Origin of the sequence: Epibacterium sp. MM17-32 (assembly GCF_022348205.1) — a bacterium.
GTDB lineage: Bacteria > Pseudomonadota > Alphaproteobacteria > Rhodobacterales > Rhodobacteraceae > Epibacterium.
The window spans coordinates 371992-397486 of sequence record NZ_JAKRFC010000002.1 but is presented as its reverse complement, the minus strand read 5'-3'; the positions used below and the strand labels follow the sequence as shown (position 1 = coordinate 397486).

Here is a 25495-nt window from a genome sequence, read left to right as displayed (position 1 = left end):
TAGCGATAGATCCGAAATATTCCCCTGCCAGAGCGTCCGCGCCCTGCGCAACACCTCGCGCAGGCCTTGCCCAAGGATCAGGCGCGCTGGTCCTTGGGGGATCCCATCACCACATATGTTGTGATCGCCGTCACAAAGGGCGAGGTGCCGAGGATTTCGGTGTGGAACTGTTTGTAGCTCTTGAGATCGGCGCATTCGACGCGCAAGAGATACTCGATGGTGCCGGTGATATTGTGGCACTCCACGACCTCCGGCGCGCTGGACATGGCGCGCTCAAAGGCGGCCTGCGCTTCCTTGGTGTGTTCGCCAAGACCGACGCCGATATAGGTTACGAACCCCACGCCCATGGCGGCCGGATCCAGAACGGCGCGGTAGCCGGTGATGACACCTTCGCGTTCCAACTCCTGCACCCGGCGCAGGCAGGCTGAGGGGGACAGGCCGACGCGCTCTGCAAGTTCAAGGTTTGAGATCCGCCCGTCGCGGCTCAGTTCTTGCAATATATGTTGGTTTATTCGATCTGTTTTCGCCATTTGTTGCGATTATAGCGGGTACACGCACGAGATCGCAATTTCATTTCCCTCAGATAGACGCACATTATTGCGCATGATGACCTATGACCTTCTTGCCGCGCTTGCGCTCTTTGCCTTTGTCTCCTCGATCACACCGGGGCCGAACAACCTGATGCTGATGGCATCGGGTGCGAATTTCGGCTTTCGCCGCACCATCCCGCATATGCTCGGAGTGGCGCTGGGGTTTGTGTTCATGGTGCTCTTGGTGGGCGCGGGGTTGGTGCAGGTCTTTGACGCCTATCCGGTAAGCTACACGGTGCTGAAGGTCGGCTCCGTTGTCTATCTGCTCTATCTGGCGTGGAAGATCGCCAACGCGGGCGCGGCCAAGACCGGGGCGGGCGATGATGCGGGCACGCCTATGACGTTTTTGCAGGCGGCGGCGTTTCAGTGGGTCAATCCAAAGGCTTGGGCAATGGCGCTGACGGCGATCAGCGCCTACACGCCGGATCATACACTCTGGGCGATCCTTGTGGTGGGCGTGGTCTTTGGGGCGATCAACCTGCCGTCGGTGGGGTCCTGGACCGTACTTGGCCAGCAGATGGCGCGGTTTTTGACCAGCCCCAAGCGATTGACCCTGTTCAACTGGACCATGGCGGTGCTGCTGGTGGCCTCGCTTTATCCGGTGATCTGGCCGCATTGATCCCCTGCGGAGCCGGAAACGCTCATCGGGTGGGGGCGCGTGCAAAACCCCCATCGAGGGGGCTTTGCACGCCCTTTTTCGACCGGGTCGAAAAAGGTGGGTGCCCTATTTCAACGGCAGTATGATTTCGGTAAGCAGGTCCTCGGGCGCGGTGCTGCGGGGGTCGTTCAGATAGATCTCGTAGCAGGGCTGATCCGCCGGGGTTTCGCCCGATTGCGGCAGCCAGCCGCCAAACAGGCTGTCGTAGGCCGAAGAGAGCCCGGCGTAGGGACCCTTGAAGGTCAGTACAGCCGATTTGCCGCCGGGAATGTCAAACGGCTGCATCCCCTCGGGGGTCTCGGTGCCATGATACTCGGCGCCGGCGAAGCTGCGCAGCTGGTCCTCCGGCACCTCGCCCGGGGCATCCATATAGACGCCGATCACCGGCCCCAGATCCGGCCAGAGGCTGCGGCTGTTGACCAGCGCCGAGAAATGTTCGAACGCCCGGCCGATCTCGGCGTAGGGGCCGATATGGGGGACGGTTACAAGGCGGCGCGCCGGTTCGGTGCGCAGGGTGACATCATGCATAAAAAGCTCCTTTGGATCGCGAAGCGCCAGGGGCGGCAGGTGCTGCCCCTGGGCGCGAAAGGCCCCCGGCGCGATGCCGTAGGCCGTGGTGAAGGCGCGCGAGAAGGAATAGCGGTTGGGATAGCCCACGGTGGCGGCGATGTCCTCGATCGGGGCCTGCGAATTTGTCAGCGCCACCGCCGCGTGATGCAACCGGATGCGGCGCACCGACTGGCCGCAGGTCTCGCCGGTGAGGGCGCGAAACACCCGGTGCCAGTGAAACCGCGACATCGCCGCCACATCCGCCAGCCGATCCAGGCTGAGATCGCCTGCCGGATTGTCGTGGATATAGGTGAGCACCCGCAGGATGCGATCTTCGTAACTCTGGGCCATCCGCCTGTCCTTGTGTCGTCGTGCCACCTACGTGATGCCAGAGGCGCGCGTGACAAATCTTGCTGAGTTTGCGTCCGGGCGCAAAGCGGCCCGTTGGAGGCGGCGCGGGGGCCAAGTGCGGCTGCCGGCCCCCGCGGAGAGGGGCGGAGCCCTGCCGGTGCGGCGGCGGCCGGTCCCCGATGCCACCCCGATACCACACGGAGAGTTGCATCAGACGCTGCGTAAGTCCATATAACGGGCAAACCGTGACAGTAGAGACAGCATGACCCAGTATCTGGAATTCGAAAAACCCCTCGCCGAAATCGAAGGCAAGGCGGAAGAGCTGCGGGCGATGGCGCGCACCAACGAAGAAATGGATGTGGTGGACGAGGCCGCCGCGCTGGACAAGAAAGCCGCGCAGCTCTTGCAGGATCTCTATGCGGATCTGACCCCGTGGCGCAAATGCCAGGTGGCGCGTCATCCGGAGCGTCCGCACTGCAAGGATTACGTCGAAAAGCTCTTTACCGAATATACGCCGCTGGCCGGCGACCGGAACTTTGCCGATGACCTGGCGGTGATGGGCGGGCTGGCGCGCTTCAACGATCAGCCGGTGATGGTGATCGGCCACGAGAAGGGCTCTGACACCAAATCGCGCATCACCCACAACTTTGGCATGGCGCGTCCCGAAGGCTATCGCAAGGCGGTGCGCCTGATGCAGATGGCCGGTCGGTTCGGCCTGCCGGTGATCACGCTGGTGGACACCACCGGCGCCTATCCCGGCAAGGGCGCCGAAGAGCGCGGCCAGTCCGAGGCGATCGCCCGCTCCACCGAGATGTGCCTGAAGATCGGCGTGCCGCTGATCTCTGTCATTATCGGCGAGGGCGGCTCGGGTGGTGCCGTGGCCTTTGCCACCGCCAACCGCGTCGCGATGCTGGAGCATTCGGTCTATTCGGTGATTTCGCCTGAGGGCTGTGCATCGATCCTGTGGAAGGATGCCGAGAAAATGCGCGAGGCCGCCGAGGCGCTGCGCCTGACCGCGCAGGATCTGAAGGCGCTGGACGTGGTGGACCGGATCATCGCCGAGCCGCTGGGCGGCGCCCATCGCGACCCGGAGGCGAGCTATAGCGCGGTGGCAGCCGCGATCGGTGAAATGCTCGGTGAATTGAAGCCGATGGACGCCAAGGCGCTGATTGCGGACCGGCGCAAGAAGTTCCTCGATATGGGGTCCAAGGGGCTGGCGGCCTGATTGGCCGACTGACGTGACGGCCTGTCTGTGAGAGGGGCCGCCTGACCTGAAGAGGCCGCAACCGGCCCGCTGAATCAAGAAAGCCCTCGCAAGATGCGAGGGCTTTTTCATGTCGGGGTCCCGCAGCGCGCGTGTCCCTGGTGACGGGTCCGGCGGGGGCGGCGGAGGAGGGCGGTCAGTCCTGTTCCTGCAGCGCCTGTTCTGGTGTCTGCGCCTCTTCAACCTCGGCAGGGGTCGGGGCGCGGCCCTTGTGTTGCAGGCGTGCCTTGCGCAGCTTTTCGGTCTTTTCGCGGCGGGTCTCGGCTTCGTCCTCCATGATCTCGCGCGCGGTGCGGGCGGTCTTTTCCAATGCGGTTTCGCGGCGCGGCTGCTGGCCGGCGCGGTCAAGTTCTTCGGTGGTAATTTTGCTCATCTGGACGCGCTCCTGACGTCTGGGCGCGCCTGTCACGGCCTCGAAGGGCGCGCCGCGTGCGTGAATTGCACTCGGATCCGCGCCGTTGTCATGACGCCGCACCTCCAAGCGGGGTGAACCTCTTGTATGTGACCCCTATCCAAGAATGTCCGGGCTGTACATCCCCAGCGGGGAACCGATTGCCGCGACCCGCACAGGCGTCGCACAGGCTTCGGGCAGGGGCGCGGCGGGCGCTTCGGGTGCGCGAAGGTAGCGTGAAAACGAACAGGGCTGGTTTGATTTGGGTCAAGGCGGTTGAGGCGAATCTATTTTCTACCTAGGGTGGATTCACGCAAACGTGATCGGCGCACGCGCATTCCGTTGGCATGTCGTGAGGGCCGAGAGTTTCAGTCTTGGGGCCAGGAAGTCTATGACGACCGAGCACAGCAGACGCAATTTCTTGCGCGGACAATTCTCGCAGACCGAGGTGTCCCGGATGCATCCGCCCGGCGCGCAACCGGATGTGGCGCAGCTGTGTACCCAATGCGGGGCCTGCGTCGATGCCTGCCCCGAGGCCATTCTCATCCCGCAAGACGCCAGCGCGCCTATCGTCGATTTTTCCCGCGGGGCCTGCACCTTTTGCAACGCCTGCGCCGAGGCCTGTGACACCGGGGCGCTGGTGCCCGCCGAGCCGCCGCACTGGCCGTGGCGGGCCACAATTGCGGCGCATTGCTTTTCGCTGACGGGCATCACCTGCCGCGCCTGCGAGGACGCCTGCGCGCCGCGGGCGATCCGGTTTCGCCTGATGACCGGCGGGCGCGCCGCCCCGATGCTGGACAGCGACCTCTGTACGGGCTGTGGCGCCTGCGTGTCGAGTTGCCCGGCGGCGGCGATCCGCTTTGAGGTTCCCTCTGACGCGGAGGAGGAGGTCGCATGAACATCTGTGGCTGCCTTGTCCATGTCACCCCCGAGCGGCTGCGCCCGGCGCGCGCGGCGATGGAGGCCATGTCCGGCGTCGAGGTCCATGCCGAAGCCGAGGATGGCCGCCTTGTCGTGGTGGTCGAGGATACCGAGGCCGCCTTTGCCTCGGACACGATCATGGCGCTGCATCATGTGCCGGGCGTGATTTCCCTGACGCTCAACTATCACCATTTCGAGGAGCCCGCGCCGCGGGTCCCCCTTGCCGCCCCCCAGCCGGAGACCTGACGCATGACCCTATCGGAATCCCGTCGCACCTTCCTGAAGGCCACCGCAGCGGCCAGCACGGCCGCCGCCGCGGGCATTCCGCTCGCGCCCGAGGAGGCCATGGCGCAAACCCCCGGCAATGCCGACATCCGCTGGGACAAGGCCCCCTGCCGGTTCTGCGGGACCGGGTGTTCGGTCCTGGTCGGCACCAAGGCCGGGCGGGTGGTGGCGACGCAGGGCGACCCCGAGGCGCCGGTGAACCGGGGGCTGAACTGTATCAAGGGCTATTTCCTGTCCAAGATCATGTATGGCGCCGACCGGCTGACCACGCCGTTGCTGCGCAAGTCCAACGGGGTCTATGACAAGAACGGCGCATTCGAACCGGTCAGCTGGGACGAGGCCTTCGATGTCATGGCGGCAAAGTGGAAGGAGGCGCTGGCGCAGAAAGGGCCCGGCGCCCTGGGCATGTTCGGATCGGGCCAGTGGACCATCATGGAGGGCTATGCGGCCTCCAAGCTGATGAAGGCGGGGTTCCGCACCAACAACATCGACCCGAATGCGCGCCACTGCATGGCCTCGGCGGTTGTGGGCTTCATGCGCGCCTTTGGCATCGACGAGCCGATGGGCTGCTATGATGACCTGGAGGCCGCCGATACCTTTGTGCTCTGGGGTTCCAACATGGCGGAGATGCACCCGATCCTGTGGTCGCGCCTGACCGACACGCGGCTGACAAAACCGGACTCGCAGGTGCATGTGCTGTCGACCTTTGAGCACCGTTCGTTCGAGCTGGCCGACAATGGCATCGTGTTCAAGCCGCAGACCGATCTGGCGATCCTGAACTATGTGGCCAACTACATTATCCAGAATGATGCGGTGAACTGGGCGTTCCTGGAAAAACACGTCAATATCACCAGGACCGAAACCGACATCGGCTTTGGCCTCCGGGACACGGACCCGCGTCAGGAGGCGGCGGCGCACCCGAATTCGGGCAAGCTGACACCGATCGACTTCGACGAATACGCCCGGGCCGTTGCGCCCTATACGGCTGAATATGTATCGGAGCTCTCCGGCGTGCCGGTGCATCAGCTTGAGAAACTGGCGCAACAATATGCCGATCCGGATCGCAAGGTCATGTCGCTCTGGACCATGGGGTTCAACCAGCACACCCGGGGATCCTGGGCCAATGGCTCGGTCTACAACATTCACCTGCTGACCGGAAAGATCTCCGAACCGGGCAATTCGCCGTTTTCCCTGACCGGTCAGCCCTCCGCCTGTGGTACGGCGCGCGAGGTGGGCACCTTTGCGCATCGGTTGCCCGCGGACATGGTGGTGACAAACCCCGAGCACCGGGCCTATGCGGAAAAGATCTGGCGCCTGCCCGACGGCACCATCCCGGCACAGCCCGGTCTGCATGCGGTGGCGCAGAACCGGGCGCTGAAGGATGGCACGCTCAATGTCTATTGGGTGCAGTGCAACAACAACATGCAGGCCGCCGCCAACATCAACGAGGAGGGGCTGCCCGGATACCGGAACCCGGAGAATTTCGTCACCGTCTCGGACGCCTATCCCACGGTGACGGCGATGACGGCGGACCTGATCCTGCCGGCGGCGATGTGGGTCGAGAAGGAGGGCGCCTATGGCAACGCGGAACGCCGCACGCAGGTGTGGCGGCAGCAGGTCATGGCCCCCGGCGAGGCGCAATCCGACCTCTGGCAGCTGATGGAATTCGCCAAGCGGTTCACCGTGGAGGAGGTCTGGGGCGCGGAGCTGATCGCCAGGCAGCCAGAGGTCGCCGGCAAGACGCTCTACCAGGTTCTGTTCGAGAACGGCACCGTCAACAAATTCCCGCTGAGCGAGACCGCCGAGGGGTTTGCCAACGTGGAATCGCACCACGTCGGTTTCTATGTCCAGAAGGGGCTGTTTGAGGAATACGCCGCCTTTGGCCGCGATCACGGTCACGATCTGGCCCCCTACGACATGTATCATCAGGTGCGCGGGCTGCGCTGGCCCGTCGTCGATGGCAAGGAGACCCTCTATCGCTATCGCGCAGGCTATGACCCCTATGTGCCCGAGGGCGCGGATGTGGCGTTCTACGGCCATGAGGACGGCAAGGCCAGGATCATCTTCGCCCCTTACGAGGCCCCGCCCGAGGTGCCGGATGAGGAATATGACCTGTGGCTGTCGACGGGGCGGGTGCTGGAGCATTGGCACTCCGGTTCGATGACCCGGCGGGTGCCGGAATTGCACCGCGCGGTGCCCTCGGCGGTGGTGTTCATGCATCCCGACGATGCCCGCGACCGGGGCCTGCGCCGGGGCCAGGAGATCGAGATTTCCACCCGCCGGGGCCGCATGCTCAGCCGGGTCGAAACCCGGGGGCGCAACAAGCCGCCCAAGGGGCTGGTTTTTGTGCCGTGGTTTGATGAGCACCAGCTGATCAACAAACTGACGCTGGATGCGACCTGCCCGCTGTCAAAGCAGACCGATTTCAAGAAATGCGCCTGCAAGGTGGAGCGCGCCTAGCCCCGGCATCGGCCTCCGCGGACTGCGGCATGGCCGCGTCGCGGGGGCGCTTGGGACAGACAGATGGAGAGGTGACATGAAACTGACAGTCAAAGCGGGGATTGCCGCCATCGCCACCACCCTGGCGCTGTCCGGATGGGGCGTGGCGCAGTCCGGCGGCCATGTTCAGGCCCTGCGCGGCGCGGATGTCGACCTGACGCTTCCGGCGCCCGAGCTCTATCAGCAGCAGGAGGGGCGAGAGGTGCGGAACTACCGCCAGCAGCCCCCGGTGATCCCGCACTCGATGCATCAGTATCAGATCGACAAGCGCACCAACCAGTGTCTGGCTTGTCATGACTGGTCCAATGCCGGCGAGCGCGGCGCGCCGACGCTGTCGATGACGCATTACCTCGACCGGGACGGAAGGCAGCTTGATACCGTCGCCGGCACCCGCTGGTTCTGCAACCAATGCCATGTTCCGCAGGCCGACACTCCGGCGCTGGTCGGCAATACGTTTCTCCCCAGCCATTCTCGCTGACGCAGGTATCGGAAGGACAAGTTATGGCGGACAATGACACAAACCCCCGGCGCCGGTCCCTGTTGCGGCGTCTGTGGGATGGGTTCTGGAGCCCCACCGGTGTCCTGAGTGTCGGTTTCCTGCTGATTGCCGGGTTCATTGCCGGCATCCTGTTCTGGGGCGGCTTCCACTGGTCGCTTGAACTGACCAACACCGAAGAATTCTGCGTGTCCTGCCACACGATGGAAACCAACCTCGGCGAATACCGCGAGACCGTGCACTACAACAATCACTCCGGCGTGCGCGCGATCTGTTCCGATTGCCACGTCCCGCATGAATGGCAGTACAAGATCAAGGCCAAGATCATGGCGGTGAAGGATGTCTACCACGAGGTGCTCGGCACCATCTCGACGGAGGAAAAATACGAAGAGCGCCGGCTGGAGATGGCCGCGGCGGTCTGGGCCAAGATGAAGGCGAGCGACAGTCGGGAATGCCGCAACTGCCACGCCTTTGAATATATGGACTTCACGATCCAGGAAACCCGCGCCGCCGACAATCACCAGCGCGCCATCGACGACGGCATGACCTGTATCGACTGCCATCAGGGGATCGCCCATGACCTGCCGCCCGGCTACCTCGAGGAATACGAACATGTGGTCGATATGCTCGCCGGTACGACGCCGATCGGACAGGGCACCGATGTGTCCGACGTCCGCGCCTGGATCGGGGGGCAGAGCGATGCCGCGCATTGACGCGATAAGTACAGGCCGACAGGGGAGCACCCAGCCATGATCAGCTTTCTGGATCTACTTGGAACCATCGGGGCCAGCATCATCGGCCTGCCGGGCATCATTGGCGTTGCGGTCGGGATGGCGACGCGCAACTGGTTTGTGGCGGCCGCGCTTGGAGGTCTGGTCGGCCTGCTGGCGCCGATGATCCTGGGCGGGTCGCATTCGACCCATGTGGCGATCACGCCGATGGAATACGCGATTTCCATTGGGATCGGCCTGTTGGCGGGGCTGGTGGGCTGCGCCATCCGTCACAAGGGCGCCTCTGTCTGAGGCGGCTTTGCCCTTTTCCGGATTAAGACTGTATCAGGCCCGCGTGTCGCCGGGCGGTCACGCCCGACCCGGCCCGTGCGCCCGCGCCAGCGGCGGGCCTGCCAGGGATCCGCCGCTCAGATCGCGGAGCTGTGGCCCGCCTTGCTGAGGTCATAGGCATCGAAATGGCGCGCGATGATGCGCGTCAGCGGCTTGCCCTCGGGACGGATGTGCAAGCCGTCCGCACTCACATCCAGCATGCCGGGAAAGGCTGCGGCGGCGGCGCGAAACATGGCCTCCAATGCGGCCGGCGAAATGTCGAAGACCGGCAGGATGTCCTTGGCGAAGATCGAGAAATCACACATCAGCGATTCGATCATGCGTCCGCGCAGCAGGTCGTCGCCGGCAAAGACATGTCCGCGTTCGGTGGCAAAGCGCCCCTCTCGGACCGCCTTTGTATAGGCGGAGGTGGAGGGCGCGTTCTGCGCATAGCCCTGCGGAAAGCGCGAGATGGAGGACGCCCCGAGGCCGATCAGCACGTCGGAGCGGTCATCGGTATAGCCCTGGAAATTGCGCCGCAGATTGCCGGTGCGTTCGGCAACCGCCAGCCCGTCGTGCGGGGTGGCAAAATGGTCGATGCCAATCTCGCGGTAGCCATCCCAGCGAAACAGCCTCTGGGCGGTTTCGAACAGATGCAGGCGGGCTTCGGGCGTTGGCAGGCTGTCGGTCGGGATCATGTTCTGGCGCCGTGCCATCCAGGGCACATGGGCATAGCCATAGAGCGCCACCCGGTCCGGCGACAGCGACAGCAGCTTTTGCACGCTTTCGGTCATGCGCAGCCGGGTCTGATGCGGTAGCCCAAAGAGGATGTCGGCGTTGAGGCTGACGATGCCACGGGCGCGAATCATCTCCACCGCGTCGCGGGTGACGTCGAAGGGCTGGATGCGGCCGATGGTCTGTTGGATTTCGGGATCGAAATCCTGCACCCCGATCGAGGCCCGGGTCATGCCCGCCGCAGCCAGCGCATCCAGCCGCGCGGCGTCGATTTCGTTCGGATCGATCTCGACCGAGAACTCTCCGCCCCGCGCCAGGGGCGTGACGGCAAAGATCTCGGCCGCGAGCTCCGTGATCATGTCGGGTGGCAGCAGCGTCGGCGTGCCGCCGCCCCAATGCAAGCGCGACAGCTGCACGCCCTCCGGCAGGTGCCGCGCCAGCTGGGCGATCTCCTGTTTGAGCACGTCCACATAGGCTCTGACCGGCGACTCCGTCTGCGTGCCCTGGGTGCGGCAGGCGCAGAACCAGCACAGTCTGCGACAGAAAGGCACATGCACGTAGAGAGAGACCTCCGCACCCGGTTTGACCGACCGGATCCAGGTCGCAAAGCGGTCCGGACTCACGTCATTGTTGAAATGAGGCGCGGTCGGATAGCTGGTGTACCGGGGCACTTTTGCGTCGAATAGTCCGAGCCGTGCCAATTGAGATTCCTGTGTCATACGCGTAGGGTAGGGGCACTCGGCCAGGTCGGCCTTGATACAGATCAACCAGAGGCGTGCATGACCGTTGCTCAATTCCAGTCGATCCAGTGCGCGGATTGTCCGATCCGGCACCGCGCTGTCTGCGCCCGTTGCGATGGTGACGAGCTGGAGGCGCTGGATGCGATCAAATACTACCGCAGCTACGAGGCGGGCCAGCCCATCATCTGGTCCGGCGATCAGATGAATTTTGTCGGCTCGGTGGTGTCCGGCATCGCGACGCTGACCCAGACCATGGAAGACGGGCGCACCCAGATGGTGGGCCTGTTGCTGCCCAGCGATTTTGTCGGGCGTCCGGGGCGCCAGGGCGCGGCCTATAATGTGGTGGCCACGACGGATGTGGTCATGTGCTGTTTTCGCAAGAAACCCTTTGAGGAGCTGATGGCGCGCACGCCGCATATTGCCCACCGGCTGCTGGAGATGACGCTGGATGAGCTGGACGCGGCGCGGGAATGGATGCTGGTCCTGGGCCGCAAGACCGCGCGCGAGAAGATCGCCAGCCTGCTTGCCATTATCGCGCGCCGGGATGCCTCGCTCAGCACCGATGCGGCGACGGGGGCGGTGAGCTTCGATCTCAAGCTGACGCGGGAGGCGATGGCGGACTACCTCGGCCTGACCCTGGAAACGGTGAGCCGCCAGATCTCTGCGCTGAAGAAATCCGGCGTGATCGTGCTGGAGGGCAAGCGGCATGTGACCGTGCCCGACATGCGCCGCCTGATCGAAGAGGCTGGCGATGACAGCGACGGCGGGTTTGTCGACTAGGCCGCGGAGGGTTTGGGTGCGAGAACCGGGCACGGTGCGGGCACGGTTCGGGCATGGCGCGGTCAATGTGCCGTCAGAGTCAGTGTGCAGTCAGACCTGTGCCCTTCCCGGATCGTCCTGTCTGATTTTTGCATTTGATGATCGGTGACCTGCCCGCTGGAGCATCCCCCTGACAGGGTGTGCCTGCCTCGGAGGCGGGGGCGCCGCGTGGCCAAGGGCCACGCGGCGCGCAGCCAGCCCCCGGTGGGGGCTGGCTGCCGGGCCCAAGACCGTCTGTAGGGGCCTGACCTCCGGTCAGGGTCTGCGCGGGCGCGGGAGCGCCCCCGGCTGCGCCCCTGCGCACGGGGAGCGGTTCGCCGGGGGGCTGGCCCGCGACACTGACCCGTGATCTGACCTGCGCTGCGGGCGGGTGTCGGCGCCGGTCAATGCGCCATCAGCACCGGCACCTCGGCATGTTCCAGCATGTTGCGGGTGGTGCCGCCAAGGATCGATTCGCGGAACCGGGAGTGGCCATAGGCGCCCATCACGATCATCTCCGCACCGGTGTCGGTGGCGTGGCGGCTGAGCACATCGGACACGCGCGGCAGCGTCTTGCTCAGCACGTCGATCTCACAGGCCACCCCATGCCGCGCCAGCATCTGGCACAGCATCCCGCCCGGGTCGGAGCGTTCGATCCCGTGTTTGGGCGGGTCGATCACCGCGATCCGCACCGTATCAGCCGCTTGCAGGAAGGGCAGCGCCTTGCGCACCGCGACCAGAGCCTCGATGCTTTCGTCCCAGGCGACAAGCACGGTCTTGGGGGCGGGGGCGATCTCGCCGCCGTCGGGCACCACCAGAACCGGGGTGCGGGCATCAAACAGCGCCGCCTCGACGATCGGTTCCACCTCCGGGCCCTGACCGTCGCCATAGGGCAACTGCATCACCACCAGGTCGCTGAACCGCGCATGGTGGGCGGTGACCCGGGAAATATCGCCAAGTGGCGCGATCGCGGTAAAGATCGCATGCGCCACATCACTGGATTTCAGCCGCGCCGCGACCGCGGTTTCGGTGGCTTTGACCTCGTCGCGCGCGCGCTCCAGCATGGTGTTGATGGCGATCGCATTGGCGCCCCCATCGTAATAGCCGACGCGGGTGCGATCCACGCCCAGGCACAGCACATCCAGATGCCCGTCCGCCCGGCGCACCATCGCCTCGGCCTGCTCCAGTGCGGTTGCATTGCCGTCCGGTGTCGAACGCACCGTGAGAATCGTCTTGTAGGTCATGAGTTGGCCCTTTCCCAAATCGAGTGGTCCCAGAAAGGATAACGCGCCCGGCTGGCCTGTGTGCCACCCGTATCCCGTGAGGTGACATGACACATCCCATGCGAGAGTATCTTGATGCAGATCAATGTTTGCAAAACCCCGCTCTGGCATCAGGGTTGGGAAAACGACGCCCGTGCTGTGTCTGCGAGGGATACGATTCGGGTGAACCATTCAAAGGGGCATGAAATGTCTAATTATCTCAAGCTGATCGTGCTTGGCGTGTTGACGGTCTTCTTCATGATCGCCGCCGGCTACGCCAGGGATCTGGCCTATCAGGTGCATGCGGTGATCCTGATGCTCGTCGCGGGTGGCCTGTTCCTGGCCACATTGCGCAACACCGACGAGCCGGTGCCGGCTCCGGTGACCGGAGAATACCTCGATGGTGTGGTGCGAGCCGGCGTCATTGCAACCGCGTTCTGGGGCGTGGCGGGGTTCCTGGTGGGCACCTTCATCGCCTTCCAGCTCGCCTTTCCGGTGCTGAACTTCGACTGGTCCGAGGGCTTTGCCAACTTTGGCCGGTTGCGGCCGCTGCACACCTCGGCGGTGATTTTTGCGTTTGGGGGCAACGCATTGATCGCGACCTCCTTCTACGTTGTGCAACGGACCTCGGCGGCCCGCCTCTGGGGCGGCAATCTGGCGTGGTTCGTGTTCTGGGGCTACCAGCTGTTCATCGTGCTGGCGGCGACGGGCTATCTGCTGGGCGGCACCCAGTCCAAGGAATACGCCGAGCCTGAATGGTATATCGACCTGTGGCTGACCATCGTCTGGGTCGCCTATCTGGCCGTGTTCCTGGGCACCATCATCCGCCGCAAGGAGCGCCACATCTACGTGGCAAACTGGTTCTTCCTCGCCTTCATCGTGACCGTTGCCATGCTGCATGTGGTCAACAACCTGACCATTCCGGTGTCGATCTGGGGCTCCAAGTCGGTGATCGTCTGGCCGGGGGTGCAGGATGCCATGGTGCAATGGTGGTATGGCCACAACGCCGTGGGCTTCTTCCTGACCGCGGGCTTCCTCGGCATGATGTACTACTTCATTCCGAAACAGGCGGATCGTCCGGTCTACAGCTACAAACTGTCGATCATCCACTTCTGGGCGCTGATCTTCATCTACATCTGGGCCGGTCCGCACCACCTGCACTATACCGCGCTGCCCGACTGGGCCTCGACGCTGGGCATGGTGTTCTCGGTCGTGCTGTGGATGCCGTCCTGGGGTGGTATGATCAACGGTCTGATGACGCTCTCGGGCGCCTGGGACAAGCTGCGCACCGACCCGGTGCTGCGGATGCTGGTGATCTCTGTCGGGTTCTACGGCATGTCCACGTTTGAGGGTCCGATGATGTCGATCCGCGCGGTGAACTCGCTGTCGCATTACACCGACTGGACCATTGGTCACGTGCACTCCGGTGCGCTCGGCTGGAACGGCATGATCACCTTCGGCTGTCTCTACTATCTGACGCCGGTTCTGTGGAAGCGCGAGCGGCTCTACTCGCTGAGCCTGGTCAGCTGGCACTTCTGGCTCGCCACCATCGGCATCGTGCTCTACGCGGCGTCCATGTGGGTGACCGGTATCATGGAAGGCCTGATGTGGCGTGAAGTGGACGCAAACGGCTTCCTCGTGTGGTCCTTTGCCGACACCGTGGCTGCGAAGCTTCCGATGTATGTGATGCGTGGTTTGGGCGGGGTTCTGTTCCTCACCGGGTCGCTGGTCATGTGCTACAACCTCTGGATGACCGTTCGTCGGGCGCCGGCCAAAGAGGCCAGCCTGTCCGTCGCGGTCCCGGCTGAATAAGGAGGGCCGGAGAGATGGCAATTCTCGACAAGCATAAAATCCTCGAGACGAACGCGACGCTTCTGCTGATCTGTTCCTTTCTCGTCGTCACCATCGGTGGCCTGGTGCAGATCACCCCGCTGTTCTACCTGGAGAACACCATCGAGGAGGTGGAGGGCATGCGTCCCTACACCCCCCTCGAACTGGCGGGGCGCGACATCTACATCCGCGAAGGCTGCTACGTCTGTCACAGCCAGATGATCCGCCCGATGCGGGACGAGGTCGAACGCTACGGCCACTACTCGCTGGCGGCGGAGTCGATGTACGACCACCCGTTCCAGTGGGGCTCCAAACGCACCGGGCCGGACCTGGCCCGGGTCGGGGGACGTTACTCGGACGAGTGGCACGTCGATCACCTGCGCGACCCGCAGGCGGTGGTGCCGGAATCGGTGATGCCGAAGTATGACTTCCTCGAACGCACCCGCATCGACGGCGAGTATATCGGCGATCTGATGGCCACCAATGCCATCGTCGGCGTGCCCTACACCGAGGAGATGATCGAACAGGCTCAGCGTGATTTCCGCGCCCAGGCCGATCCCGACAGCGATTACGACGGGCTCTTGGAACGGTATGGCGAGGACAGCGTCAACGTGCGCAACTTCGATGGCCAGCCCGGTGTTTCCGAGGCGGATGCCTTGATCGCCTATCTGCAGATGCTCGGCACGCTGGTCGATTTCTCGACCTTCACACCTGACGCAAGCCGGTAAGGGAGGATCGAGCCATGGAAACCTATTCCCTGCTGCGACAGTTCGCGGACAGTTGGATGCTTCTCTTTCTGTTCCTCTTTTTCATCGGTGTGGTGATCTGGGCGTTTCGCCCCGGTTCGACCAAGACCTATGAGGACACAGCCAATATCCCCTTCCGCAATGCGGACAAGCCGGCGCCCGAGAGCGCCACTCAATCGGAGGCCCAGCAATGAGTGACACGGGCAACACCAACAAGGTCAAGATCCACGATGGCGATCCCAAGACCACCGGCCACGAGTGGGACGGGATCATGGAATTCGACAACCCGATGCCGCGCTGGTGGCTGTGGGTGTTCTACGCCACCATCGTCTGGGGGATCGGATACACCATCGCCTATCCCGCCTGGCCGCTGGTGAGCGAGGCGACCTCCGGCATGCTGGGCTGGTCCTCGCGCGCCAAGGTGGAGGCCGAGATTGCCGCGGTCGAGACCGCCAATGCGCCGATCAATGCCGAACTGGAAGCACTGGAGCTGGCGGCGATTCCTAACCACCCCGAGCTTGAGGGCTATGCGGTCTCCGCCGGCTCTGCGGTGTTCAAGACCTGGTGCGCCCAGTGTCACGGTTCCGGCGCGGCAGGGGCCAAGGGCTATCCCAACCTTCTGGATGACGATTGGCTCTGGGGCGGCACCATGGAGGACATCTACACCACCGTCGCCTACGGGATCCGCAACGAGGACAGCGACGATGCGCGCTATTCCGCGATGCCGGCCTTCGGGCGGGACGAACTGCTGGACAAGACGCAGGTCAGCCAGGTGGTCAACTATGTGATGTCCCTGTCCGGCACGCCCGAGGATGCCACCGAAGTGGCCGAGGGGGCCGTGGTGTTTGAGGAAAACTGCGCCTCCTGCCATGGCGAGGACGCCTCGGGCGACATCTATCAGGGCGCGCCGAACCTCAAGGACGCGATCTGGCTCTATGGCGGCGACTACGACACCCTTTACGAGACCGTCTGGAACTCGCGGTTTGGGGTCATGCCGAACTGGGACAGCCGTCTGAGCGAGGCCGAGATCCGCGCCGTCAGCGCCTATGTGCACCAGCTGGGCGGTGGCGAGTAAATCGCGCGCCGGTCCCTGACAAACGGATCGCTGAACACGACCGGGCCGCCCCAATGGGGCGGCCCTTTGCGTTGCCGGCGGGGTGGCTTCTTGCCGCCCGCCCGCACCGCCCGCGGCAATCAGCCCCGATTGCGGCGTTTTTGTAAAAAATCCGGGTGCAGTTGATCTGCATCAAGGCTGTGCGGGGGGTGGCGGGGCACTCTGGGGGCAAGACGGAATTCTGGGCCATGGTTGGGAAGGCCATCGTGTCAGGCCCCGGGTTCCGCCGTACCCCGCCAGGATCTCCCGGCGGGTGTTTCCAGCGCCGGTTCCCTGCTTGTTCGCGCGTTTCCTGGGGAGCCGGCGCTTTTTCTTCTTATACGCCCTGCAATAGCGCCGTTTGGCCCGCGTCCCCTGTTTGTCTCCTGTTTGTCATCTGGGCGACTCGGGGGCGGGATGACGGCGTGGTGCCTCCTGCAACGGGTGTCCTGATGCGCACAGGTTTGAAGGGGGGCAGCGCGGCGCGGGCCCGCAGGGCCCGCGCCGCGCTGGTCGCTTCGGGCAAAGCCCGAAGCGAAACCCGTGATCGCGTCGCTTTTAAGTGCGGGCCATTACTTGCAGGCGACCGGGACATCGCAGCGCGGGGTGCCGGTGGCCGCGGGCTGCGGACGCCGCGCCCAGAGCGCCGAGATCAGGCGGCGCAGAGCTCCCAGGCGACGCCGGGGCGCGCGATACGGCTGCGGCAATGGGCGTTGCGGCAGATCACCGTGACGGGTCGCGTTCAGCAGGGTGCGGGCGTAAATATCGACTAACATGGCACATCTCCTTGGCATGTGATCCACACGCTGGATCTGTGCTCATACTTGCCCGACTCACCCATCTATGCGAGTCAGGAAGAAATCCGACATGTAAGCAGGTATTACATATGAACTGGCGTGACATGCCTCCGCTCGCCGCCTTGCGCGCCTTTGCCGTCTTTGCCGAAACCGGCAATCTGCAACAGGCCGGTGCGCTGGTGAATGTCAGCCATGCCGCCATCAGCCAGCAGCTGCGCCAGTTGGAGGCCCATATGGGGGTGCCGCTGCTGGACCGGTCTGGCCGTGCCCTGAAGCTGACAGCCGAAGGCGAACATCTGGCGCAGGCCCTGACGCTGGGCTTCGGCGCCATTCGCGCCGCGGTGCAGGACCTGACCAGACGGGGCGCCGGGCAGCCCCTGCATGTGACCTGCACGCCGATGTTCGCCACCCACTGGTTGATGCCCCGCCTGGCCGGGTTCCGGCAGGCCTATCCGGAGGTGGATCTGGTCATCGACCCCACGGGCGAGGTGGTGCAGATGACCCCGGGCGGCATCGATGTTGCGTTGCGCTACGGGCACGGCGCCTGGCCCGGGCTGGAGGCCGAGATGCTGCTGCCCTCGCCCATGGTCGTCGTGGCAGCGCCCGGCTTGCTGGACCAGCGCCGGGTGGAACAACCCGAGGATCTGCTCGACCTGCCCTGGCTTGAGGAAATCGGCACCAACGAGGCCTCGGTCTGGCTGCGGTCGCGCGGGGTTGAGGACAGTCTGAAGGCCGGCCGGGTTGTCCTGCCCGGCAACCTGCTGATGGAGGCCCTGCGCGCCGGGCAGGGGGTGGCGGTGTCGGTGCGCGATTTCGTCGCGCCGGATGTGGCCGCCGGGCGCCTGACCGAGCTTTTCTGCGAAGAACAGGGCCGTGGCTACCATATCGTGCACCGCCCGGGCCTCCTGCGTCCGGGTGCGCGTCATTTCGTCAACTGGTTGCGGCGCGAGCGCGCTTCTACCTCCTTGAGGTGACCGCAGAAATTTGCTGCGGGCTCCTGAAGGCTGCGACATTTGCGCAAAACGCACATGTAAAATGCAAATTTTGATCCACGTCAAAGTCTCGCCGGCCGGCCTCTGGGAGAACACCATCAGACCTGTCACAGGATCGGAGCCAGACGTTGAGCGATTCGAGCCAAGCCCCCGGCCTCTATGCCGCACGGGAACCCATTTTTCCGCGCCGTGTATCGGGCAAGTTCCGCACCCTCAAATGGGTGATCATGGCGATCACCTTGGGCATTTATTACCTGCTGCCATGGATCCGCTGGGACCGTGGTCCGGAACTGCCGGATCAGGCGGTGCTGCTGGATCTGGCCGGGCGGCGGTTCTATTTCTTCTGGATCGAGATCTGGCCGCATGAGTTCTATTTTGTCGCCGGTCTGCTGATCATGGCGGGCCTCGGCCTGTTCCTGTTCACCTCGGCGCTGGGGCGGGTCTGGTGTGGCTATGCCTGCCCGCAGACGGTCTGGACCGACCTTTTCATCCTGGTGGAGCGCTGGATCGAGGGGGATCGTAACGCCCGCCTGCGCCTGCACCGGCAGAAGAAATGGGACATCCGCAAGGCCCGCCTGCGGGTCACCAAGTGGATTGCCTGGCTCCTGATCGGTCTGGCGACCGGCGGCGCCTGGGTGTTCTATTTTGCCGATGCGCCGACGCTGGCGCAGGATCTGGTGACCGGACAGGCGCATCCCGTGGCCTATACCACGATGGCGATCCTGACCTTCACCACCTTCTTCTTTGGCGGCTTTGCCCGTGAACAGATCTGCATCTACGCCTGCCCCTGGCCTCGCATCCAGGCAGCGATGATGGATGAGGACACGCTGACCGTGGGCTATCGCGACTGGCGCGGAGAGCCGCGCGGCAAGCATCGCAAATCCGCCGAGGCCGACAAACTGGGCGACTGCATCGACTGCATGGCCTGCGTCAACGTCTGCCCGATGGGGATCGACATCCGCGACGGTCAGCAGATGGAGTGCATCACCTGCGCGCTCTGCATCGATGCCTGCGACGATATCATGGCCAAAGTGGGCAAACCGCGCGGGCTGATCGACTATATGGCGCTGTCGGATGAGACCAACGAACGCGCGGGCAAGCCGCCGCGCCCGGTCTGGAAACACATCCTGCGCCCCCGCACGATCATGTACACCACGCTCTGGGGCGGGGTCGGCCTGGGGCTGGTGTTTGCCTTGTTCATTCGCGCCGACATCAACATGACGGTGGCGCCGGTGCGCAATCCGACCTTCGTGACCCTGTCCGATGGCACCATTCGCAACACCTATGACGTGCGCCTGTCGAACAAACATGGCGAGACCCGGGAATTTGCCCTGTCGGTGGTGGGCGATCCGGCGTTGCAGGTCTCGCTTGAGGGCGAGGAGGGTGTTACCGTCGATGTGCCCGCGGACACCGCCAGCCTGCAACGGGTCTATATCACCGCCCCGCGCGGCACCGGCCCGGCAGAGGCGGAAAGCACCGGGCTGCGGCTCTGGGTCGAGGATGTGACCTCGGGCGAGCGCGCCTATCGCGATACCACCTTCAATGGACGGGGGAACTGATCCATGACCAGCAAGACCGATGCAAAGCCACGGGAATTCACCGGCAAGCACATGCTGGCGATCTGCGTCACCGCCTTTGGCATCATCATTGCCGTGAACATCTACATGGCGGTCAGCGCGGTGCGCACCTTTCCGGGGCTGGAGGTGAAGAACTCCTATGTGGCCAGCCAGCAGTTCGACACCCGCCGCGCCGCGCAGGAGGCGCTGGGCTGGTCGGTCTATGCCTCTGCGGTCGGCGATCAGGTCAAGCTGGAGATCACGGATCGCGACGGGCAGCCGGTGGAGGTTGCCTCGCTCACGGCGACGCTGGGGCGTGCCACCCATGTGAAAGACGACCAGAAGCCGCAGTTCACATTCGACGGCAGCGCCTATGTAGCCTCGGCGGAACTGGCCCCCGGCAACTGGAACATTCGCATGATCGCGCGGGCCGAGGACGGCACCGAGTTCATGCAGCGGGTGATCCTGCATGTGCAGCGCTGAGCGCATGACCCGCGTATGCCCGACAGGGAGACCGGTCTCTGGGCCGGCGGCGGGCGCATCGCAGTCATCCCGGCGGCGCCTGCGCCCCGTGGCATCCGCTGTCAGAGGTTTGGAAGAGAGACCGCAATGACCGCTCCCCTGCGCCATCAGACGGCCGTGTGCCCGGGCTGCGTTGCCGCCCCGAGCGAGGCGGTCGACACTGCCCCCACCGAGGCCCGGCTGGCGATTTCGCTGCCGACGATCCATTGTCAGGCCTGTATTTCCGCTGTCGAGCGCGGCCTGAATGCGGTGCCGGGAGTGCGGGATGCGCGGGTCAACCTGACGCTGAAACGCGCCTTGGTCGAGGCCGACCCGGATCTGCGGGCGGCGGATCTGGTGCCGGTGTGCGAGGCGCTGGGCTACGAGGCGCACGAGCTGGACGCCGCCGCCCTCTCGGCCACGGCGACGGATCGGGCGGGCCGGGACCTGCTGCTGCGGCTGGCGGTGGCGGGCTTTGCCTCGATGAACGTGATGCTCCTGTCGATTTCGGTCTGGTCCGGGGCCTCCGACGCCACCCGTGACATGTTCCACTGGATCTCTGCCGCGATCACCTTTCCGGCGGTGATCTATGCGGGCCAGCCGTTCTATCGCAATGCCTGGGCGGCGCTGAAGGCCGGGCGCCTCAACATGGATGTGCCGATCGTGCTGGCGCTGCTGCTGGCGCTGGTGACCTCCCTGTGGGAGACCTCGCTGTCCGGTGAGCATGCCTATTTCGATGCGGCCCTGACGCTGACCTTCTTTCTGCTGGCGGGGCGCTACCTCGACCATCGCACCCGTGCCGCGGCCCGATCCGCCGCCGAGGAGCTGGCAGCCCTGGAAGTGCCGCGCGCCTGGCGGCTGGATGCGCAGGGCCAGGAGGTGGAGGTCTCTGTCGCGGATCTGAAGATCGGCGATCTGATCCGGGTCCGGCCGGGCGGCCGCATGCCGGTGGATGGCGAAATCGTCGAGGGGCGGTCGGAACTGGATCGCTCGCTCCTGACCGGGGAAACCCTGCCGGTGCTGGCCGAACCCGGGCGGCAGGTGTCCGCAGGCGAGGTCAATCTGACCGGCCCGCTGACCCTGCGGGCAACCGCGGTCGGAGAGGAAACCTCGCTGCACCGCATGGCCGATCTGGTCGCCATCGCCGAGTCGGGGCGGTCGCGCTATACCTCGCTCGCCGACAGTGCGGCAAAGCTCTACGCGCCGGGGGTGCATATCCTCTCGGCGCTCGCCTTCGTGGGCTGGTATCTCTACACGTTTGACCTGCGCACGGCGCTGAATATCGCCGCCGCGGTGCTGATTATCACCTGCCCCTGTGCGCTGGGGCTGGCGGTGCCGGCGGTGACGACCGCGGCCTCCGGCCGGCTGTTCCGGGCCGGCCTGCTGGTCAAACATGCCACCGCGCTGGAGCGGCTGGCGGAGGTGGACACGGTGGTTTTTGACAAGACCGGGACGCTGACGGCGGGGACGCCGGAGGTGGTGAACCTGGAGGATCTGAGCCGCGAGCAGCTGTCACTGGCGCTGGCGCTGGCAGAGGGGTCCGCGCACCCCCTGGCGCAATCGCTGAGCCGCGCCGCACGCGCCGCCGGGGGCACGCCTGTGGCTGTCACCGATCTGCGCGAGGTGCCGGGGTATGGGACCGAAGCCCGCCTCGCGGGGCGACAGGTCCGGCTGGGCCGTGGGGCCTGGGTCGGCGCCACGGCGTCGACGACGCAAACCACCACATGGCTGGACCCGGGGGAGGGCGCGCCCGTTGCGATCCGCTTTGCCGACAGCCTGCGCCCCGGTGCGGCGGCGGCGGTCTCCGCCCTGCGCGACGCCGGCAAGGACGTGCGGCTGGTTTCGGGCGATGCCCCGGCAGCGGTGGAGGATCTGGCGCAGCGGCTCGGCATCCGGACCTGGGTGGCCGAAGCACTGCCAGAGCAGAAGGCGACCTATGTGCGGGATCTGACCCAGGCCGGTCACAAGGTGCTGATGGTCGGCGATGGTCTGAACGATACCGCCGCCCTGGCCGGGGCGCATGTGTCGATCTCGCCGGCCTCGGCGCTGGATGCCGCCCGCGTGGCGTCGGACATCGTGCTGCTGGGGCAGGACCTTGCGCCGATTGCCGAAGCCTGTGGCGTGGCGCGCCGGGCCACCCGCCGCATCCGCGAGAACTTTCGCATCGCCACGATCTACAATATCATTGCGGTGCCGTTGGCGATTGCCGGTCTTGCCACCCCCTTGATCGCGGCGCTGGCCATGTCCACCTCCTCGATTACCGTATCGCTCAATGCGCTGCGGTTGCGCTGAGCGGGTGAAGGAGAGCACGTATGACTGTCTTGTCCTATCTGATTCCGATTTCCCTGATCCTTGGCGGGGCGGGGCTGATCGGCTTCATCTACACCGTGCGCTCGGATCAGTATGATGATCCGGAAGGGGACGCGCGGCGCATTCTCAGTGATGAGTGGGACGACCACCCCAAACCCTGACACGTGCCGGACAGCCCCCGGGGGGCGCGGGGGCGCATTCTTGGGGCGCATCCGCATCTGATTGTGATCTGGCCGATGGAAAACGGGCCCGCACCGCGTCAGCGGTGCCGGGCCCAACTGGCATCGCGCATGTCAATGCGCGTTTGACAGGCGGGAGCCGCCCCGCCCCGGTTTTGGCTCGGTGGGGAGGTCCCGCATGAACCGAGGTGTCAGGAGGCCGGCCCGAGGGTTTCGCAGGTCACATTGCGCGAATTGAGGCGGCGACAGGCGAGTTCCGCGCCGTCCTTGGTCATGCCGAGGAAATGGGCGTCAAACCCGCGCGGGCTCCGCACCACCTTGCGCAGGGACCCGTCGAGGGTCTCCATCTCGGCCAGCGCCGTGCGCAACAGGACCTTTTCGGCCTGGAACCGCGTCGTGTAGCGCCCGACGTTGATGCCCCAGTAGCGCCCCCCCGATGTGGAGAGACGGGTCACCACCACCGGTTCCTCCTCGACGGAGGCGACGCGGGTGTCAAAGGTGGCCGGGCGGGCCTGCGGGCGCGGACCGGTATAGCGGCGCTGGGTGGGGGCGGAGACCGCCTTGGCCACGGCGGTGCTGATCTCCGCTTTCAGCTCCGCATCGCCGTCGGTCTGCGCTTGCAGGCTCTCGGGACGGGCCACCGGTTGCAGGGCGGAGACTTCGGTGACTTCCAGAATGGCGCTGTTGATGCCGGACTGAAGCGCATCGGAATCAAGTGCGGCGACCTGGACCTCCTCGCCGGTGTCCGGGGTCGCCTCTTCGGGGATCTCGGCAGCGGCGACCAGGGCGGCCGGATCGACCTCGGGGGCGGGGCGGGCGCGCGGGCGCAGGGTTTCAGAGATGACACCGCTCACCCGGATGGTCTTGCCCGCCAGGCCATGGGAGTCGTCTTCGGCCAGCTGCACGCCGCTGTTGCCGACATAGGGCGGCAGCGCCGGTTTCTGCAGCTTGGCATAGGCCGGCGCGCGGCGGAAACCGAGGTCCAGGAGCTCTGCGATCTTGGCATTGCGCGACGCGGTGGATTTGCCGCCAAAGACGGTTGCGATGATCCGCTCATCGCCGCGTTTGGCAGAGGACACGAGGTTGAAGCCCGCGGCGCGGGTATAGCCGGTCTTGATGCCGTCGGCCCCGCGATAGGCGGCCAGCAGGCGGCGGTTGGTGTTATAGACCACCTTCATCCCGGCATCGGTCGAGGTCCGGGAAAACAGGTTATAGTATTCCGGGTAATCATAGAGGATGTGCCGCCCCAGCGTGGTCATGTCGCGCGCGGTCGACAGATGCCCGCTGGCGGTCAGGCCGTGGGCGTTCTTGAACGTGGTGCGGGTCATGCCAAGGGCCTTGGCGGTGCGGTTCATGCGCCGGGCAAAGGCCGCTTCCGACCCGGAGATCGCCTCGCCGATGGCGGTGGCCGCGTCATTGGCGGATTTCACCGCCGCCGCCCGGATCAGATAGCGCAGGGCGATCTTCTGCCCGCGACGCAGGCCCAGTTCCGACGGGGGTTCGGCTTCGGCGTTGCGCGACACCGTGATTCGGGTGTCGAGGTCGATCTCGCCGTTCCGCACCGCCTCAAAGGCGATGTAGAGCGTCATCATCTTGGTCAGCGACGCCGGGTGCAATCGGGTGTCGGCATTGCGGGAATGCAGCACCTCGCCGGTGCGCGCATCCATAACCATCGCCGCATAAGGCGCGGCTTCCACCCGGGACGCCTGCGCCGCAACCACCAGTCCCGCGATCAGCATCAGCCCCATCGTGGCCAGCCTGCATCGCCGTGCAAGTCTGCGGAGGCTCATCTGCCCCGGAGTGCGTTCCGTTTCACGGACCAATCCCGCCCAAATAGAGAAGGGACGACCGCCATCGACCTTAGAAATCACTGCCATGTCTGCCTCGTGTCGCCGGTTTTCCGGCTGACGTTTTGTCTGCTGCGATCAGCGTATCATAGCCGGTGGGTCGAATAAACCAGTTGTGAAGGAACATCGAAGCGTCTGCACAGCGCAATTTGCGAGCCGTTTCGACATGTGGTGTCCTGTCGAAATGGCACCGCTAGATCGGGTGGGCGGGGCGCCTGCACCCCCTGCGATTTTCTGGTGTTCGCTTTGCGGCGGCGGGTCTGGAAACCGCGCATTTCCTGAGCAAATGCGGCCTTGGGGTCACAGCAGTAAACAAAGGGTTAACATAACCTCCGCTGCTCGGCAGGACTCAGCCGATGCGGGCGATCAGGGTCGGCAGATCACCGAGGTCGCGGATCTCGTGAAACCGGGGGCTGTCGGCGGGGGCCTCGGCGTGTTCGACCTCCCAGACCAGACCGTGGGGCACATAGACGCCAAAGCCGCCGGCCTCCACCACCGGGACCACATCAGATCGCATCGAGTTGCCCGCCATCAGCGCATGCTCCACCCCGGAGCCATGGCGGTCGAAGATGTCGACATAGACCTGCGGTGTCTTCTCCGACACCACTTCGACGGCGTCGAACAGATCGCCCAGGCCGGATTGCGCCAGTTTGCGTTCCTGATCCAGCAGGTCGCCCTTGGTGATCAGCACCAGCTTGTAGTCCTCGGCCACGGCCTCGACGGTGTTGCGGGCATGGGGCAGCAGCTCGATCGGGAAGGACAGCATCATCTGTCCCGCTTCCAGCAATTCCTTGATGACGGCGGAGGGCACGCGCCCCTCCGTCACGTCGATCGCGGTTTCGATCATCGACAGGGTGAAGCCTTTGACGCCGTAGCCATAGGCGCCCAGATTGCGTTTCTCGGCGTCCAGCAGTTTGCGGTCCAGTTCCTCCGGCCCCATGTCGTCGGGGGTGTGATCCATCAGCAGTTCGGCAAAGCGGTCCTGGGTGACCCGAAAGAAGCGCTCGTTGTGCCAGAGCGTGTCATCTGCGTCAAAACCGATGGTCGTCAGCGTTCTAGGCATTA

Annotated in this window: 26 protein-coding genes; 18 read left to right on the top strand and 8 right to left on the bottom strand. The window is 64.9% G+C overall.

The window, feature by feature from the left end; translation table 11 throughout:
* Positions 1 to 77 precede the first annotated feature (77 nt).
* Positions 78 to 530 carry an Lrp/AsnC family transcriptional regulator gene (locus MHM88_RS04915; RefSeq protein WP_239318595.1) on the bottom strand — a complete coding sequence of 151 codons (453 nt, stop codon included), beginning with the start codon at positions 528 to 530 and terminating at the stop codon, positions 78 to 80.
* 76 nt (positions 531 to 606) lie between these two features.
* On the opposite strand from MHM88_RS04915, the gene MHM88_RS04910 reads away from it, so the two are divergent.
* Positions 607 to 1209, top strand: a complete 603-nt coding sequence (locus MHM88_RS04910; protein WP_239361163.1) for a LysE family translocator — start codon at positions 607 to 609, stop codon at positions 1207 to 1209.
* A gap of 105 nt (positions 1210 to 1314) precedes the next feature.
* Here MHM88_RS04910 and MHM88_RS04905 read toward each other — a convergent pair whose 3' ends face one another.
* Entirely contained in the window at positions 1315 to 2148 is an 834-nt protein-coding gene (locus MHM88_RS04905) for a GyrI-like domain-containing protein (protein ID WP_239360684.1), read from the bottom strand.
* A 262-nt stretch (positions 2149 to 2410) separates the two neighbouring features.
* Here MHM88_RS04905 and MHM88_RS04900 point away from each other — a divergent pair, with 262 nt between their 5' ends.
* Entirely contained in the window at positions 2411 to 3373 is a 963-nt protein-coding gene (locus MHM88_RS04900) for an acetyl-CoA carboxylase carboxyltransferase subunit alpha (RefSeq protein WP_239360681.1), read from the top strand.
* Positions 3374 to 3548: 175 nt separating this feature from the next.
* Here MHM88_RS04900 and MHM88_RS04895 read toward each other — a convergent pair whose 3' ends face one another.
* On the bottom strand, positions 3549 to 3785 hold the full coding sequence (locus MHM88_RS04895; RefSeq protein ID WP_239360678.1) for a hypothetical protein: 237 nt from the start codon (positions 3783 to 3785) through the stop codon (positions 3549 to 3551).
* A 409-nt stretch (positions 3786 to 4194) separates the two neighbouring features.
* Between MHM88_RS04895 and napF the strand changes: the two genes are divergently transcribed.
* The 6 genes from napF to MHM88_RS04865 all read left to right on the top strand — a co-directional run bounded on the left by napF (position 4195) and on the right by MHM88_RS04865 (position 9026).
* Positions 4195 to 4701, top strand: a complete 507-nt coding sequence (gene napF, locus MHM88_RS04890) for a ferredoxin-type protein NapF (RefSeq protein WP_239360675.1) — start codon at positions 4195 to 4197, stop codon at positions 4699 to 4701.
* A complete protein-coding gene (locus tag MHM88_RS04885; protein WP_239318604.1) occupies positions 4698 to 4970 on the top strand; it encodes a chaperone NapD in 273 nt (90 codons plus the stop codon). The genes napF and MHM88_RS04885 overlap by 4 nt, the downstream gene beginning before the upstream one ends.
* A 3-nt stretch (positions 4971 to 4973) precedes the next feature.
* Entirely contained in the window at positions 4974 to 7469 is a 2496-nt protein-coding gene (gene napA / locus MHM88_RS04880) for a nitrate reductase catalytic subunit NapA (protein ID WP_239360673.1), read from the top strand.
* Positions 7470 to 7545: 76 nt separating this feature from the next.
* Positions 7546 to 7986 (top strand): nitrate reductase cytochrome c-type subunit, encoded by a 441-nt coding sequence (locus MHM88_RS04875; RefSeq protein ID WP_239360672.1) that lies wholly within the window; start codon positions 7546 to 7548, stop codon positions 7984 to 7986.
* 23 nt (positions 7987 to 8009) lie between these two features.
* Positions 8010 to 8717 (top strand): NapC/NirT family cytochrome c, encoded by a 708-nt coding sequence (locus MHM88_RS04870; protein WP_239360670.1) that lies wholly within the window; start codon positions 8010 to 8012, stop codon positions 8715 to 8717.
* A 36-nt stretch (positions 8718 to 8753) separates the two neighbouring features.
* The gene (locus MHM88_RS04865) at positions 8754 to 9026 is read left to right on the top strand and encodes a hypothetical protein (protein ID WP_239360657.1); all 273 of its coding nucleotides are present in this window, start codon (positions 8754 to 8756) and stop codon (positions 9024 to 9026) included.
* 116 nt (positions 9027 to 9142) lie between these two features.
* Here the strand turns inward: MHM88_RS04865 and hemN are convergent, their stop codons facing one another.
* Positions 9143 to 10498 carry an oxygen-independent coproporphyrinogen III oxidase gene (hemN, locus tag MHM88_RS04860; RefSeq protein ID WP_239360654.1) on the bottom strand — a complete coding sequence of 452 codons (1356 nt, stop codon included), beginning with the start codon at positions 10496 to 10498 and terminating at the stop codon, positions 9143 to 9145.
* Positions 10499 to 10558: 60 nt separating this feature from the next.
* Between hemN and fnrL the strand changes: the two genes are divergently transcribed.
* Entirely contained in the window at positions 10559 to 11299 is a 741-nt protein-coding gene (gene fnrL, locus MHM88_RS04855; protein ID WP_239318610.1) for a transcriptional regulator FnrL, read from the top strand.
* 422 nt (positions 11300 to 11721) lie between these two features.
* Here fnrL and MHM88_RS04850 read toward each other — a convergent pair whose 3' ends face one another.
* The gene (locus tag MHM88_RS04850) at positions 11722 to 12561 is read right to left on the bottom strand and encodes a universal stress protein (RefSeq protein WP_239318615.1); all 840 of its coding nucleotides are present in this window, start codon (positions 12559 to 12561) and stop codon (positions 11722 to 11724) included.
* Positions 12562 to 12786: 225 nt separating this feature from the next.
* On the opposite strand from MHM88_RS04850, the gene ccoN reads away from it, so the two are divergent.
* The 4 genes from ccoN to ccoP are packed head-to-tail and all read left to right on the top strand — an operon-like array spanning position 12787 to position 16230.
* Positions 12787 to 14391 (top strand): cytochrome-c oxidase, cbb3-type subunit I, encoded by a 1605-nt coding sequence (gene ccoN / locus MHM88_RS04845; protein ID WP_239318616.1) that lies wholly within the window; start codon positions 12787 to 12789, stop codon positions 14389 to 14391.
* Between the two features lie 14 nt (positions 14392 to 14405).
* On the top strand, positions 14406 to 15137 hold the full coding sequence (gene ccoO / locus MHM88_RS04840) for a cytochrome-c oxidase, cbb3-type subunit II (RefSeq protein WP_239318617.1): 732 nt from the start codon (positions 14406 to 14408) through the stop codon (positions 15135 to 15137).
* A gap of 14 nt (positions 15138 to 15151) precedes the next feature.
* Complete coding sequence (locus tag MHM88_RS04835) at positions 15152 to 15349, top strand: cbb3-type cytochrome c oxidase subunit 3 (protein WP_239318619.1); 198 nt, start codon at positions 15152 to 15154, stop codon at positions 15347 to 15349.
* Positions 15346 to 16230 (top strand): cytochrome-c oxidase, cbb3-type subunit III, encoded by an 885-nt coding sequence (gene ccoP, locus MHM88_RS04830; protein ID WP_239360645.1) that lies wholly within the window; start codon positions 15346 to 15348, stop codon positions 16228 to 16230. The genes MHM88_RS04835 and ccoP overlap by 4 nt, the downstream gene beginning before the upstream one ends.
* Before the next feature lie 590 nt (positions 16231 to 16820).
* Here the strand turns inward: ccoP and MHM88_RS04825 are convergent.
* Complete coding sequence (locus tag MHM88_RS04825; protein ID WP_239360643.1) at positions 16821 to 17024, bottom strand: hypothetical protein; 204 nt, start codon at positions 17022 to 17024, stop codon at positions 16821 to 16823.
* 110 nt (positions 17025 to 17134) lie between these two features.
* On the opposite strand from MHM88_RS04825, the gene MHM88_RS04820 reads away from it, so the two are divergent.
* The 5 genes from MHM88_RS04820 to ccoS all read left to right on the top strand — a co-directional run bounded on the left by MHM88_RS04820 (position 17135) and on the right by ccoS (position 22565).
* Positions 17135 to 18019 carry a LysR substrate-binding domain-containing protein gene (locus tag MHM88_RS04820; RefSeq protein ID WP_239360641.1) on the top strand — a complete coding sequence of 295 codons (885 nt, stop codon included), beginning with the start codon at positions 17135 to 17137 and terminating at the stop codon, positions 18017 to 18019.
* Positions 18020 to 18165: 146 nt separating this feature from the next.
* Positions 18166 to 19596 carry a cytochrome c oxidase accessory protein CcoG gene (ccoG, locus tag MHM88_RS04815; RefSeq protein ID WP_239360638.1) on the top strand — a complete coding sequence of 477 codons (1431 nt, stop codon included), beginning with the start codon at positions 18166 to 18168 and terminating at the stop codon, positions 19594 to 19596.
* Between the two features lie 3 nt (positions 19597 to 19599).
* Positions 19600 to 20076, top strand: a complete 477-nt coding sequence (locus MHM88_RS04810) for a FixH family protein (protein WP_239360635.1) — start codon at positions 19600 to 19602, stop codon at positions 20074 to 20076.
* Between the two features lie 126 nt (positions 20077 to 20202).
* Positions 20203 to 22386, top strand: a complete 2184-nt coding sequence (locus MHM88_RS04805) for a heavy metal translocating P-type ATPase (protein WP_239360632.1) — start codon at positions 20203 to 20205, stop codon at positions 22384 to 22386.
* Positions 22387 to 22406: 20 nt separating this feature from the next.
* A complete protein-coding gene (gene ccoS / locus MHM88_RS04800) occupies positions 22407 to 22565 on the top strand; it encodes a cbb3-type cytochrome oxidase assembly protein CcoS (protein WP_239318628.1) in 159 nt (52 codons plus the stop codon).
* Positions 22566 to 22774: 209 nt separating this feature from the next.
* On the opposite strand, the gene MHM88_RS04795 is transcribed toward ccoS, so the two are convergent.
* Together MHM88_RS04795 and MHM88_RS04790 are read right to left on the bottom strand one after the other, a co-directional pair.
* On the bottom strand, positions 22775 to 24373 hold the full coding sequence (locus MHM88_RS04795; RefSeq protein ID WP_370687461.1) for a D-alanyl-D-alanine carboxypeptidase family protein: 1599 nt from the start codon (positions 24371 to 24373) through the stop codon (positions 22775 to 22777).
* Between the two features lie 406 nt (positions 24374 to 24779).
* Complete coding sequence (locus tag MHM88_RS04790; RefSeq protein ID WP_239360628.1) at positions 24780 to 25493, bottom strand: HAD family hydrolase; 714 nt, start codon at positions 25491 to 25493, stop codon at positions 24780 to 24782.
* Positions 25494 to 25495 lie beyond the last annotated feature (2 nt).